This is a genomic window from Rhizobium sp. 42MFCr.1 (genome assembly GCF_000377185.1).
Lineage (GTDB): Bacteria > Pseudomonadota > Alphaproteobacteria > Rhizobiales > Rhizobiaceae > Rhizobium > Rhizobium altiplani.
In genome coordinates this window covers 110,204-123,284 of record NZ_KB897826.1, presented here as the reverse complement: position 1 = coordinate 123,284, position 13,081 = coordinate 110,204, and the positions used below count along the sequence as shown (strand labels likewise).

At 61.3% G+C, this 13,081-nt stretch carries 11 protein-coding genes and 1 pseudogene; 6 read left to right on the top strand and 6 right to left on the bottom strand.

The features are described from left to right. Positions 1-41: 41 nt before the first annotated feature. The 3 genes from glcF to C934_RS0111650 are packed head-to-tail and all read right to left on the bottom strand — an operon-like array spanning position 42 to position 4,000. The gene (gene glcF / locus C934_RS0111660; protein WP_018856903.1) at positions 42-1,355 is read right to left on the bottom strand and encodes a glycolate oxidase subunit GlcF; all 1,314 of its coding nucleotides are present in this window, start codon (positions 1,353-1,355) and stop codon (positions 42-44) included. A 3-nt stretch (positions 1,356-1,358) separates the two neighbouring features. After that, positions 1,359-2,564, bottom strand: coding sequence for a glycolate oxidase subunit GlcE (gene glcE / locus C934_RS0111655; RefSeq protein ID WP_018856902.1), 1,206 nt, complete (start codon positions 2,562-2,564; stop codon positions 1,359-1,361). Further along, on the bottom strand, positions 2,561-4,000 hold the full coding sequence (locus tag C934_RS0111650; protein ID WP_018856901.1) for an FAD-linked oxidase C-terminal domain-containing protein: 1,440 nt from the start codon (positions 3,998-4,000) through the stop codon (positions 2,561-2,563). The genes glcE and C934_RS0111650 overlap by 4 nt, the downstream gene beginning before the upstream one ends. 132 nt (positions 4,001-4,132) lie before the next feature. Here C934_RS0111650 and C934_RS0111645 point away from each other — a divergent pair, with 132 nt between their 5' ends. Then, positions 4,133-5,029 (top strand): LysR family transcriptional regulator, encoded by an 897-nt coding sequence (locus C934_RS0111645; protein WP_018856900.1) that lies wholly within the window; start codon positions 4,133-4,135, stop codon positions 5,027-5,029. A 593-nt stretch (positions 5,030-5,622) separates the two neighbouring features. After that, a pseudogene (locus tag C934_RS34655) lies at positions 5,623-5,727 on the top strand (LysR family transcriptional regulator); the annotation flags it as partial. 13 nt (positions 5,728-5,740) lie between these two features. Here the strand turns inward: C934_RS34655 and C934_RS0111635 are convergent. Further along, positions 5,741-6,592, bottom strand: coding sequence for a LysR family transcriptional regulator (locus C934_RS0111635; RefSeq protein ID WP_018856898.1), 852 nt, complete (start codon positions 6,590-6,592; stop codon positions 5,741-5,743). A 106-nt stretch (positions 6,593-6,698) separates the two neighbouring features. Here C934_RS0111635 and C934_RS0111630 point away from each other — a divergent pair, with 106 nt between their 5' ends. Next, entirely contained in the window at positions 6,699-7,697 is a 999-nt protein-coding gene (locus C934_RS0111630; protein ID WP_018856897.1) for a zinc-dependent alcohol dehydrogenase family protein, read from the top strand. Positions 7,698-7,737: 40 nt separating this feature from the next. Here C934_RS0111630 and C934_RS0111625 read toward each other — a convergent pair whose 3' ends face one another. Together C934_RS0111625 and C934_RS0111620 are read right to left on the bottom strand one after the other, a co-directional pair. Continuing rightward, entirely contained in the window at positions 7,738-8,895 is a 1,158-nt protein-coding gene (locus C934_RS0111625) for an adenosylhomocysteinase (protein WP_018856896.1), read from the bottom strand. 92 nt (positions 8,896-8,987) lie between these two features. Next, positions 8,988-9,878 carry a LysR substrate-binding domain-containing protein gene (locus C934_RS0111620; protein ID WP_018856895.1) on the bottom strand — a complete coding sequence of 297 codons (891 nt, stop codon included), beginning with the start codon at positions 9,876-9,878 and terminating at the stop codon, positions 8,988-8,990. 255 nt (positions 9,879-10,133) lie between these two features. Here C934_RS0111620 and C934_RS0111615 point away from each other — a divergent pair, with 255 nt between their 5' ends. The 3 genes from C934_RS0111615 (at position 10,134) to C934_RS0111605 (ending at position 12,959) form a co-directional block, all read left to right on the top strand. Beyond that, the gene (locus C934_RS0111615) at positions 10,134-10,646 is read left to right on the top strand and encodes an NUDIX hydrolase (protein ID WP_026371750.1); all 513 of its coding nucleotides are present in this window, start codon (positions 10,134-10,136) and stop codon (positions 10,644-10,646) included. A 62-nt stretch (positions 10,647-10,708) separates the two neighbouring features. After that, a complete protein-coding gene (locus C934_RS0111610; RefSeq protein WP_018856893.1) occupies positions 10,709-12,208 on the top strand; it encodes an inorganic phosphate transporter in 1,500 nt (499 codons plus the stop codon). Between the two features lie 13 nt (positions 12,209-12,221). Beyond that, positions 12,222-12,959 (top strand): 16S rRNA (uracil(1498)-N(3))-methyltransferase, encoded by a 738-nt coding sequence (locus C934_RS0111605; RefSeq protein WP_018856892.1) that lies wholly within the window; start codon positions 12,222-12,224, stop codon positions 12,957-12,959. The last annotated feature ends 122 nt before the right edge of the window (positions 12,960-13,081 follow it).

Sequence of the window (13,081 nt, the reverse complement as noted above, 5' to 3'; positions counted from 1 at the left end):
CGATGCATGGGCTTTCGAGACCACCGGACGATCCGGCACCTCTAAGCCAGCGGCAGATCCTTTAGTTTCTCCGGCATATCTCCGCCATAGGCCCAATCCAACAATTGCACCGTGTGAACGATCGGAATCGCCGTCCCTGTCGCGATCTGCATCATGCAGCCGATATTTCCGGTTGCGATCACACGCGGCTTCGTTGCTTCGAGGTTCTTGACTTTGCGGGTCTTGAGCGCATCGGAAATGTCGGATTGCATGATGTTGTAGGTACCCGCCGACCCACAGCAGAGGTGACCTTCGGCAGGATCGCGGACATTGAATCCGGCCGCCTTCAACAGCTGCTTCGGCGCCATCGTGATTTTCTGACCGTGTTGCATCGAGCAGGCAGAGTGATAGGCGACGATGATGCCCTTCGGCATCTGCGCGGGGAGCTCGAGCGATGCGAGATATTCCGTGATGTCCTTCGCCAAGGACGAAACGCGTGCCGCCTTTTCGGCATAGGCCGCATCCAGCCGCAGCATATGGCCATAGTCCTTGATCGTCGTGCCGCAGCCGGAAGCGGTAATGATGATTGCGTCGAGCCCGCCTTCTTCGAGTTCACGCGTCCACACATCGACGTTGGCACGTGCGCTCGCCAATGCCTGCTCTTCCCGTCCCATGTGGTGGACGAGCGAGCCGCAACAAACCTCTCCCTTGGGAACGACGACTTCAACACCAAGCCGTGTCAGGAGCCTGATTGTTGCCTCGTTGATCCCGGGATCGAGAACCGGCTGCGCGCAACCAGTCAAGATCGCGACGCGACCGCGTTTCTCGCCGACCGGCGGGTGGCTTGCCGCCGCGGCATAGGCGGAGGTGGGGGGAATGCGACGCGGCGCCAGCGCCAGCATCGCGGCAAATGGCTTCAATGCGGGCGCGCGCGCTAAAAGACCTGCGAACGGCCGCCCCGCTGACGACAGCTTGATCGCGAGGCGAAACCGATCGGGATAAGGCAGAACAGCAGCAAGGATGGCGCGCACGAGCCGGTTCATGAAAGGACGCTTGTAGGTCTTTTCGATGTGCGCCCGCGCATGGTCGACGAGGTGCATATAATCGACACCGGAGGGACAGGTCGTTACGCAGGCGAGACAGGAGAGGCAGCGGTCGATATGGGTAACGACCTCGGCGTCGGCCGGGCGCCCGTTTTCCAGCATGTCCTTGATCAGATAGATGCGCCCACGGGGGCTATCGAGCTCATTGCCGAGCGTGACATAGGTCGGACAGGTCGCGGTGCAGAAGCCGCAATGCACGCATTTGCGCAGGATCTTCTCGGATTCGGCAACGTGCGGGTCGGCAAGTTGGGCCGGGGTGAAATTGGTCTGCATGCCTCAAGTTCCTGCCATCTTCCCGGGATTGAAGATGCCGGCGGGATCGAATTTCAGTTTCAGTCGCTGCGATAGCAAGGCCACAGCCTCCTGCTGGGGCTGAAAGGCCGCAATCCCAGATCGCATCTTTTCAGGTGCGCGGATCAATGTCGCATGGCCATCGCCCAGCGCCTTGATGAACCGGCGCAAAAGGTCCGCATCCGCGTCGGCCTCCATCCGCATCCAGATCAGGCCGCCCTGCCAGTCATAGTATGCGTCAACACCGGCTTCGAGGCGAAGTGCCGCGACCAGCTGATGGCCGGTCCCTGGGGCGACGGAGACGCGCCACACCGGTCGAGCCGTACCGTCGGCATAGGGCGCGACATCGCGGATATCTCTCCAGAGACGGACACTGTCTGCCTGCTCGAAGCGCGTGACGGATCCGAATGCCGCCATGGCTGCGGCGAGCTTGGTTGCCCTGGCATCGACTGAGCCGGGCAGGCCTTCGATCCTGAGACAGGTTCCCTCGCCTTCGGAGAGCGTACTGTCGAGAAATTTCCAGGCGACGGTCATCGGCAGATGTGCGGCGCCGGAGACTTCGACCGGCAGCGCCATCGCCGCCGCCATGGCGTTGGCGGCCTCCGCATCGTTCAGCCCCGAGATGACGATCGTTGCTTCGGTTCTCGGCCGCGGTGGCACGCGGAAAGTTACTTCCGTCAGGAAGCCCAGCGTGCCGTGCGAGCCAGCCATCAGCTTGACGAGATCCAATCCGGTGACGTTCTTCATCACGCGGCCGCCTGCCTTGATGATCTCGCCCTTGCCGTTGATGAAGCTCACGCCAAGCAGGCTGTCGCGCGCAGCGCCGGCGACGAAACGGCGCGGCCCCGAGACATTGGCGGCAAAGACGCCGCCGATTGTCGGCTCACCTGTCGTTCCCATGATCGGCCGATGGTCCATGGGCTCAAAGGCCATCATTTGACCGTTCTCGGCGAGTGCGGCTTCGATCTCGGACAACGGCGTTCCCGAGCGAGCGGTCAAAACCATCTCGCCGGGATTATAGGCCGTGATGCCCCGCAGATTGGACGACCGCAGGCGGCTTTCCGCCGCCACGGCGTTCCCGAAACCCGAGCGAGTGTTGCCGCCGCAGATCGCCAGCGGCTCGCCGGCCTCGGTGTGGCTGCGGACGATTGCCGCGGCCTCTTCGTCCGTTGTGGGCGATAGATCGATCATGCGGCCGGACGTCCCTCGAGCGGGAAAACCTTGGAGGGGTTCAGGAGCCAGGCCGGATCGAAGGCGGCGCGCGCCGCCATCTGCTGCTCCAGGTCCGCCTCGGAATACTGATGACGCATCAGGTCGCGTTTTTCGATGCCGACGCCATGCTCGCCCGTGAGGCAGCCGCCCGCATCGACACAGAGCTTCAGGATCTCCATCCCCGCAGCTTCCGCACGGGCGGCATCTTCCGGATCATTCGCATTGAACAGGATCAGCGGATGCATATTGCCATCGCCGGCATGGAAGACGTTGGCGACGCGAAGCCCATAGCTGTCGATGATTTCAGAGGTTTTCGTCAGCACATAAGAAAGCTGGCTGAGCGGCACGGTTCCGTCCATGCAGATATAGTCTGCTATCCGGCCAGTCGCGCCGAAGGCGGATTTCCTGCCCTTCCAGATCAGCGCCGCCTCGGTTGCCGACTGGCATTCGCGGACGGTTTTCACGCCATGCTTGCGCGCGATTTCGACGATGCTCTTCAGCATGTCGTCCATTTCCGCCTCCGATCCTTCGACCTCGACGATCAATAGCGCCCCCACATCCAGCGGATAGCCGGCCTTGGCGAAGGCCTCGCAGATTTCGATCGCTGGCTTGTCCATGAATTCGATCGCGACGGGAATGATCCCTGATGCGATGATGTCGGCGACACAGGATCCCGCCTCCTCGGACGTATCAAAGCCGAAGAGGACCGGCCGCGCGCCCTCCGGTTTGGCGATCAGGCGGACAGTCGCTTCGGTGACTATCCCAAGCTGGCCCTCATGTCCGCAGACAAGGCCAAGCAAGTCGTAGCCTCCGGCGTCCAATGCCTTGCCGCCGAAATCGATGACGGTGCCATCGGTCAGCACCATCTTGACGCCGAGCAGGTTGTTGGTCGTCACCCCATATTTCAGGCAATGCGCGCCACCGGAATTCATGCCGATATTGCCGCCGATCGTGCAGGCCAGCTGTGAGCTCGGATCGGGCGCATAGAAGAAGCCGTCCGCCGAGACGGATTCTGAAATATTCAGGTTGGTTACGCCGGCTTCGACGACCGCCACGCGGTTGGCCAGATCGATTTCGAGAATGCGGTTCATCTTGGAAACGCAAATGACGACCGCATCCTCCTGTGGGATTGCTCCGCCCGAGAGTGACGTTCCGGCGCCGCGCGGCACCACCGGCACGCCATAGCGATGACAGTATTTCATGACCGCAGCCACTTCCGCGGTCGTCCGCGGCAGGGCAACAGCAAGCGGCATCCGGCGATAGGAAACGAAGGCATCGGTCTCGAACGGCATCAACTCGCGCGCCTCGTGCACCAGGCATTCCGGCGGCAGCAGGTCGATGAGATCTGCGACGATCTGCCTGCGGCGGGCAAGCACGTCGGCACGCGGGGCGAGAAACGAAATAGTATCGGACATGACTCTCTCCCTTCGCTCCGACAGCGAAAACCGGAGACATCCTCTGCGCTGCCGGCTCAGTCGGGCTTAGCACTTTCCCGATTACGGCGCAAATTCTAAGCACTTATTCCAAAAGGATAAACAATCTGACGAATGACCAATCTCGGTGATCTCGAAATTTTCGCAAAGGTCGTTTCGACGGGGAGCATGTCGCTTGCCGGCCGGGCTCTCGGCTTTTCGCCGGCGGTCGTGTCGAAGCGGATAAAACGGCTTGAAGATCGGCTCGGCACGCGGCTCCTGCAGCGCACGACGCGGCAGATCTCCCTGACGGAGGCAGGCCAGGGCTTCTACGATCGCGTGCTTGGCATTCTCGCCGGCATCGAGGAGGCCGAATACTACATTTCCGGACGCTCGGCGCAGATGCAGGGCACGCTGAAGGTGACGGCGCCCACCTCGTTCGGACGCATGCATGTCGCCCCGCACCTGAAATCCTTCATGGATATGCATGCCGGTTTGGCGATCAATCTCGTGCTCAGCGACGAATTCACCGATATCATCGGCGAAGGCTTCGACCTTGCCATCCGTATTGCGGAACTGACGGACTCAAGCCTCGTCGCGCGGCGCCTTGCCCCCGTGCGTCGCCTGCTCTGCGCATCGCCGGACTATCTTGCCGCTAACGGCACGCCCCAGACCATCGAAGATCTCAAGCACCACCGCTGCCTGCCCGCCCACAACAACGATGCCTGGCGGCTGGAGGGGCCGGAGGGTCCGCTTTCCCTGCGGCCGGAAGGAATGCTCGTCACCAATTCAAGCGAGGTCATCAGGGAGGCCGTCATATCGGGGCTCGGCATCGCGCTGCGCTCCACCTGGGACATCGGCAGGGAGCTCCAAGACGGACGGTTGGTGCACATCCTTATTGCCTACGAAGGATCGCGCAACGTGACGCTTTCCGCGGTCTATCCCAGCCGCCAGTTCCTGCCGGCCAAGGTACGGCTGTTCATCGACTATCTCGCCGAGATCTACGGACCGGTTCCCTACTGGGAACGCTAGCTGTGGGTTTTCAGGAGGTTGTCCATTCGGAGCGGATTAAGGAGACTGGAGTTACACACTCAGCCTTGCAGGATCGCTCCGACTGAACATCCATGAGAACGCCGGTTTTGATGCCGCTTTGTCGAGAGGAGATGGCGCGCAACGTCGTCGACGACCGTTGTTCCGAAGCCCAGGCGGCAGGGTTTACCGCGTCACGCCGTGCCGCCGATCTGGTAGTGCATCAGCCAGATCCAGACGAGCAAAAGCAGAAAGGTGAAGTGAACGCGAATGGTCGTGCCAGCGATCGTGCCGAGATTCAGAGACCAACCCATCTTCATAACTCCAGGAAATGCGGGGGTGCACTATAAGCGCTTGCCGGGATCAGAGCACCTCAGGATGAAACAGCGACCTGTGGCTTACAATCTTCACTACCCCTAATAGAGATCTAGTGCGATTAATGCGCAATACCTTGTCGCCTTTTCCAGTCACCGCGACAGGCAAAATTTCAGGGTTGATCGAACCGGGAGATCGGATCCTAAGGACCGGCGCGGCGGACCTGGCACCCAAAACCCACTGGCCCGCTTAGTCTTGAGGCCCTGCTCACGAGGCGGGGGCTTTCCGCAGTCTTTCCCAGCCGCCAGTTCTTGCCGGCCAAGGTAGGGCTGTTCATCGACTATCTCGCCGAGATCTGCGGCCCGGTTCCCTACTGGGAACGCTAGAGGTTTCCAGCGCTCAATTCGCCAGTCTCTCGAGGACGAGATTAAGCAGCGCCCGCAAGCGCGCCTGCCGTTTCATATCCCGGTGATAGCCAATCCAGGTGTCGCGCCCCGGCGGCGCTTCACCGAGGTCGACCGGCTCGATATCAGCGATTGAATCGCCAAGGGGGCGCGGCAGGACGGCGAGCCCGGCCCCATTCCTGCACAGCGTCGCCTGGACATCGCGGTTGTTGCTGCGCATGGCAATCTCGGCCTTTGGCAGAAGACGCGTCAGCCATGTCACATCAGGCATGCCGCCAAACGCCTCGTCCATCGTTACCAGGCGCGCGCCCGCGCCATCTCCTGCCTTCGGGTGCTCCGCCCCTCGGCGGATGTAAAGCCGGTAGTCGATATGCAGCAGCTTCCTCGATATCACGTCCGGCTCGGGAAAGGGCGCGATCCGAACGACGACATCCGCCTCCCGGCGGGAGAGACTGAGCAGGCGGCTATCGGTCAGCAATTCCACGACGATCTTCGGATAGCGCAGCGAGAATTCCGCAAGGACCGGCGCCAGCACATGTGCACCGAACCACTCCGAAGAGGACAAGCGCAGGAAGCCGCTCAATTGCCGGCTCTGTCCGGCAAGTTCGCGTTCGAGCCCGAGTGCTTCCTCTTCCATCCGCTCGGCGTGGGCAAAGACGGCTGCGCCCTCGTCGGTCATCACAAACCCGTCGGCTGTCCGCTGAAACAGGGTCTGGCCGAGCGAGATTTCAAGGGCGCGAAGGCGACGCCCCATCGTCGGCTGCGTCAGGCCGAGGCTGCGGGCGCCGGCGCCGAGAGTTCCCTGGCGCGCAATCGCCAGAAACAGTTTGAGATCGCTCCATTCCACAAGCCGACTCCCATACAAAAATGTATGAACTTCGTGCAATGTCTTTCATTTCCATTCTCATATCAACGGCGCATTCTCCGGGCAACAACAGACGAAGGAGAGTTGCATGTCACAGATCACAACGATGAAGGCGCTCCTGATCGACGCGCCGAACGCGGATTTCCGCCTTGCCGAGATCGCCCGGCCGGCGCCGCGCGAAGGCGAGGTTTTAGTCCGTATCAAGGGAAGCGGCGTCAATCCGCTGGACACCAAGATCCGCGCCGGCAATGCCACCCATGCGCGCCATCCGTTCCCGGCCGTTCTAGGTATGGACATTGCCGGCGTCGTCGAGCAGGTCGGTCCCGGCGTCACCGAGTTCCATCGCGGCGACGAAGTCTATGGCATGACCGGTGGCGTCGGCGGCATCCAGGGCTCGTTGGCTGAATTCGCAGCGGTCGACGCCAGGCTGATCGCGCCGAAGCCCAACAATCTCTCGATGCGGGAGGCAGCAGCCCTGTCGCTGATCGCGATTACCGCCTGGGAAGGATTGGTCGATCGAGCCAATGTCAGCGAAGGCCGGCAGGTTCTTGTCCTCGGCGCCGGCGGTGGCGTGGGGCACATTGCCGTACAGATCGCAAAAGCCGCGGGTGCTGATGTGTTTGCCGTCGACGGTGGCTCCAAGGCTGGCTATCTCAGAAGCCTTGGAGCAACGCCGATCGACTACAGGGTAGAGACCGTGGCGGACTATGTCGGCAATCACACGGCCGGCAAGGGCTTCGACATCGTCTGCGATACCGTCGGCGGCCCGGGCCTCGATACAGCCTTCCAGGCGGTCGGCCGGTTTGGCCACGTCGTCAGCGCGCTCGGATGGGGGACGCATGCGCTTGCCCCGCTGTCGTTCAAGGCGGCGACCTATTCGGGCGTCTTTACGCTGCTGCCGCTTCTGACCGGCGAAGGGCGAAGCCACCACGGCGAGATCCTGCGCGAGGTGGGCAAGCTCGTCGAGGCCGGCAAGCTGATGCCGAGGCTGGACGCGCGCCGCTTCGGACTTTCCGACGCCGCCGAAGCGCACGCGTTGATCGAAAACCGTCAGGCAAACGGCAAGCTGGTGGTGGAGATCGCCTGAAATCTGGACGCGCGCGGCGGAATCTCGCCGCGCCCGTCACCTATCGCGCCAGATCGAGATAGGCGCTCGCCACCATGGCATCGATATCCGCGGGTACCGGGACGAGACAGCTCTCGGCGCCGACTTCGCGTCTGGCGACACGCTCGAGGCAGCGCGCCTGCAGCGTGAAACCAAGATCCATCGATTCAACGGAATTGCCGAGCGGCCTGGGACCGGCGAGGTTCGCCATGTGGCCACCGCCGAGAACATGGAAAGAGCGACCGTCCTTCAGGTGCAGGGTCTCGATGTGATCCGCCTCGTAGCGATCGATCCGCACGACATCGGGGTGCTGCCGGAATGCGGCAACGTCGATCTCATGCGGGAAATGTCCGCCATTCATCAGGATTGCACCATCCTTGATCAGCGGAAGGTCGGCTGCGGTGATGATCGCGGGAAAGCCCGTAACGGTGACGAGCACGTCGGCCGAGGCAATCGCCTCGTTGCGCAGCGGCGTGGAAAATCCGTCAAGATGCGCCCCCAGCGCCGTCACCGGATCGATATCAACGACGCTGACGGCTGAAAACGCGTTGCGGAAACAGGCGGCGGTTCCCTTGCCGCAGGCCCCGTAGCCGAAAACCGTCACACGCTTGCCGTTGGTCGAGCGGTTGGTGAAGCGCATGTAGCTTTCGAAAAGGCTCTGGCCGACGGCATGTCTGTTTTCGGCGAACTGCTTGATCGGGCTGTCGTTGATGACCAGGATCGGCATGTTCAATTTTGCCCGTATCGGCAGCAGGCGTGTGCGGCCTGACGTAGTCTCCTCGGTGCCTCCGAGAAGGCTGGCGTAAGGAGCCCCGGCCGCAATCGCCAAGAGGTCGCCGCCGTTGTCGAGCAGAAGATCCGGCTTTTCCGCGACGACCGCCTGCAGGCTCTCATGATGCGCGACTGGGTCCGTTGTCTGGGTCGCGAACACAGTGATCCCCTGCGAACGGAGAAACTCGACAGTCGAAGGCTGCGTGCTGTTCAGATTTCCGGTGCAGACAAGCCGTGCGCCGCCGGCTTTCAGGGTCATCAGCAGCGCCACGGTCTTCGGCTCCAGATGAATCCCCGTGCCGATGGTCAAGCCGTTGAACGGTTGGGTCTTCTCGAATTCTGCCGCCGTTGCCTTGAGCAACCTGCAGCTGTTGCCGATCCATTCGATGCGGCTTGCTACTCTTTGCATATCCATGTCCTTTTGCTCGCAACGCAGTGTTAGGCTCGGCAGCGCCTTTCGACCATGGAGATAATTCTGCGCAATAGGGCAGAAAATCTGCCCTATTGCGTCGCCGCGCCAGAGCGGAGCAACCAGTCGCGAAGGGCGACGAACGCGGGTTTCGGCGAGTCGACGTTGCGACAGCACAGGCTATAGCCGGCCAGTCGGCGAATGAAGCCATAGGGTGCAGCAAGCAGATTGCGCTGCAAGTCATCTTCGATGGCAGCGCGCGGCGCGAGCACAACACCAATCCCCGATCGCACCGCCCCGAGCACCAGCAGCAGATCCTCGAATTCCTGCTTGCGCCGGAACATCACGGCCTGAGTGCCGCTCTCGGCAAACCACTCCTGCCAAAGGGTTGGCGCGCTGCGGCTGACAAGAGCGGTGATCTCCACCATCCGCGCGGGATCGCCGGCGATCCTTTCTGCCAGATCCGGTGTCGCGACGGGTCCGAATTCGTCCTCCATGAACTTGACCGCTGTCACCCCTGCCGTTGGCCGGTATTCGGCGCCCATGATGACGGCGTCGAGTTCCGGGTGCAGCGCCAGCGGCTCGACGACCGACATCGGCACGATATCGACGTCGACGACGCCAAGCTCAGCCTGCATGTTTGCAAGCCGCGGCATCAGCCACCATATAGCAAAGGCCGAAGGTACGCCGAGGCGAATGCGGCGATCCTCGCCACCGACAAAATCTGCAGCGGCGCGTTCCAGCGTCGCGAAGGCAGCGGTGGAGGCCTCCGCGAACAGTGCAGCTTTCGCGGTCGCAGCCAATTTTCTGCCATCGCGTTCGAACAGTTTCTCACCGAAATAGTTCTCCAGGATCGAGATCTGCTGGCGCACCGCGCCGCGTACAACACCAAGCTCGGCGGCGGCGCCAAGAATGCTGCCGTGACGGTATACGGCTTCAAAGGCGCGAATGGCTTTTAAGGGAGGAAGACGCATGATTACCATAGTATTGACATAACAGTGTATGAGATGACGCCGCCGTTGATTGAAATGCAAGGCGCGCTCATATTGAACGCCTGTGCATTGGCGGAATCAGGATAGTATCTGACGGATTTTTTGTTACCCGGCGAAACAAAAAGTTCCTATTGATAGTTATCAAATCCGAGCCAAAAGCATGAAATGCGTATGGATCGCGCAAGCTTTCCAGCGGATACTAATATAGACGACTCACTCGAACAGAACGCCAAGGTGACCCGACCGTTGACTCTTCTCGCCCGCCTCGCTGCAGACGTCCAGCTCATGTTTCGGCGCCCTCCGCGTCAACAATATGCTGCGCTCTGCTATCGGGTCAAAAAGAAAACCAACGACGTTGAAGTACTTTTACTGACCAGCCGCGACACCGGCCGCTGGGTGATCCCCAAGGGATGGCCGATGGACGGAAGGTGCTCGTATGAGGTCGCCGCACGCGAGGCATTCGAGGAAGCCGGTGCGCGCGGAACCGTCGAGAACGAGCTCCTTGGTTCCTACTCCTACCCTAAGGTGTTGAAGAACGGCCTAAAGGTCACCTGTAAAGTGCAGGTCTATGCTCTCGAGGTTCTGGAGATCGCCAAGAACTTCAAGGAAAAAGGCGAGCGCAAGGTGGAGTGGGTCTCCTGCGACGAGGCTGTGAAGCGCGTTCATGAGCCTGAACTTCGCAATCTCATCCTGCTGTTCAAGCGCCGCATGACGGAACAGCTTGCGGCAAGCATGCCAAAGCAAATTCCGGCGGAATGAATACTGCCATCTTGCGCTGCTAAACTTGGCGGCGCTAAAGCAGGATTCAACGAAGGAATAGCATGCCCAACCGATCAGCCGTCCTCACGAAACGAACGCTCGACAAAGACCTCGACAAGCTTACGCATGTCGAGGATGCGACGAAGTTCGTCTCGCGCAAACTGGTGGCGCCGGGCCTCGGGCTGATCTTCCTTGGGCTAGCCATGCTTTTCGCGGGCGTCTATGTCTTTGACCGGCCAAGCGCCGTGCTGGTGATTGCGGCAGCGGCGCTCGCCGCCTACATGGCCATGAACATCGGTGCAAACGACGTTACCAATAACGTCGGCGCCGCCGTGGGCGCCCGAGCGATGACGATGGGGCAAGCTCTTGTCATCGCAGCCATCTTCGAAATTCTCGGGGCGACAGTTGCCGGCGGCGAGGTCGTCAAGACGATCTCCTCCAGCATCGTGGATGCCGTGCAAGTCCCACCAGGCACACTCAGCTGGATCATGATAGCGGCACTGATGGCCGCCGCATTGTGGATCAACCTCGCGACCTGGATGAACGCACCGGTCTCGACCACGCACGCGATCGTCGGCGCGGTGATTGGAGCGGGTATCGGCGCGGTCGGTCCGGACCCGGTGAACTGGCGGGTGATGGTCGAGATCACATCGGCCTGGGTGACTTCGCCGCTGCTTGGCGGCGTGATTGCGGCCGGCCTGCTTTTCCTCGTGAAGAGCCTGATCATCTACCGCGACGACAAGATTGCCGCGGCGCGGCGTTGGGTCCCCGTTCTGATCGCGATGATGCTCGGTGGCTTTGCTTCCTACATGGTGCTGCAGCTTACGCCCGCTGGCGCGTTTTCCTCGTTCACAATCCTCCTTTTCGGCGTCGCGGCCGGCGGCCTCGGATGGTTTGCCGCGCGTTCATTCGTTCACAGGCAGGCCGTAGGGCTGGAAAACCGCAACAGCTCGCTGCGCGTCCTCTTCCAGATTCCCCTGATTGGCTCGGCAGCTCTGCTCTCCTTCGCACATGGTGCCAACGACGTATCCAACGCAGTCGGCCCACTTTCGGCAATCGTGCGCGCGGTCGCGGGATCCGCAGCCGGCCCGAATGGCCAGCCCCCGATCTGGGTGCTGCTCATCGGCGCCTTCGGTATCTCGGTCGGCCTACTGTTGTTCGGGCCGCGCCTGATCCGGCTGGTCGGTGAACAGATCACCAAGCTCAACCCCATGCGCGCCTATTGCGTTGCGCTGTCGACGGCCTTCACGGTTATCGTGGCCTCGTGGCTCGGCATGCCCGTCAGTACGACGCATATCGCGGTCGGTTCCGTGTTTGGCGTCGGCTTCTTCCGCGAGTGGTACACACGGAACTCGAAGCGACGCATCCGGTACGTGCGGCGCAAGGCGGAAAGCTGGGCGATTGATGAACCGGAAGATCCGAACACGCATGAGGTTCGTCGCCGCTATCTCGTTCGCCGTTCGCACTTCATGACGATCATCGCCGCCTGGATCATCACGGTGCCGGCCTCGGCAGCGCTTGCAGCGATGATCTATTGGGTTATGTTCGCGCTCTTTGTATGAGCAGGACTTTTCGATGCGCGCCAATTTTCGGATGCAACGGCTGTTTGTGGACGCTCCCCTGGCCGCCGGAGCAACGGTCGAGACGACGGGCGACCACTTCAACTATCTCGCCAACGTACTGCGCATGACTGATGGCGCCGAACTGCTCGTCTTCAATGGCCGCGATGGCGAGTGGAAGGCGCGCCTCACCTTTCCAACGCGGAAACGGATTGTAGTGGTCGCCGAGGAGCAGACCCGCCCGCAGCCGGCAGCGTCCGATCTGCACTATCTCTTTGCACCACTTAAGGTCGGGCGACTCGACTACCTGGTGCAGAAGGCCGTCGAGATGGGCGCAGGCCTTCTGCGTCCAGTGATGACCCAGCATGTGCAGGGCAAGATCACCAATCTCGACAAGCTGAAGGCAAACGTCATCGAGGCAGCGGAGCAATGCGGCATACTCGATATCCCCGACGTTGCCGAGCCCGTGAAGCTGTTCGACCTGCTGGACACTTGGCCGAGCGACCGCCGCATCATCTATTGCGACGAGGGCGATGCGGGGCAGAACCCGCTACCACTGCTGTCCAAGATCAGCGAGCGACAGCTGGCGCTCCTTGTCGGCCCAGAGGGCGGTTTCTCCGAGGAAGAGCGCGCGCGGCTGCGCGGCCTTGATTTCGTGACCGCAATCCCGCTTGGGCCGCGGATCCTCAGAGCCGATACGGCTGCGGTTGCTGCCATGGCAGTCATTCAAGCGTCGATCGGCGACTGGAATTAACCTTAGGATCGGTCGCAGCCGAAATATCCTGCTATTTTTTTGATGGACCGTTGAAACAATTTCACTTGCAACATACGTGGGAGCGGTCCTAATCACCCTTCCAATTGCCCGGGTTTTTCCAG

Excerpts from the sequence above, each read along its gene's own strand:
- glcF (WP_018856903.1), bottom strand. The coding sequence starts at position 1,355 with ATGCAGACCAATTTCACCCCGGCCCAACTTGCCGACCCGCACGTTGCC.
- glcE (WP_018856902.1), bottom strand. The coding sequence starts at position 2,564 with ATGATCGATCTATCGCCCACAACGGACGAAGAGGCCGCGGCAATCGTC.
- C934_RS0111650 (WP_018856901.1), bottom strand. The coding sequence starts at position 4,000 with ATGTCCGATACTATTTCGTTTCTCGCCCCGCGTGCCGACGTGCTTGCC.
- C934_RS0111645 (WP_018856900.1), top strand. The coding sequence starts at position 4,133 with ATGACCAATCTCGGTGATCTCGAAATTTTCGCAAAGGTCGTTTCGACG.
- C934_RS0111630 (WP_018856897.1), top strand. The coding sequence starts at position 6,699 with ATGTCACAGATCACAACGATGAAGGCGCTCCTGATCGACGCGCCGAAC.
- C934_RS0111625 (WP_018856896.1), bottom strand. The coding sequence starts at position 8,895 with ATGCAAAGAGTAGCAAGCCGCATCGAATGGATCGGCAACAGCTGCAGG.
- C934_RS0111620 (WP_018856895.1), bottom strand. The coding sequence starts at position 9,878 with ATGGTAATCATGCGTCTTCCTCCCTTAAAAGCCATTCGCGCCTTTGAA.
- C934_RS0111610 (WP_018856893.1), top strand. The coding sequence starts at position 10,709 with ATGCCCAACCGATCAGCCGTCCTCACGAAACGAACGCTCGACAAAGAC.
- C934_RS0111605 (WP_018856892.1), top strand. The coding sequence starts at position 12,222 with ATGCGCGCCAATTTTCGGATGCAACGGCTGTTTGTGGACGCTCCCCTG.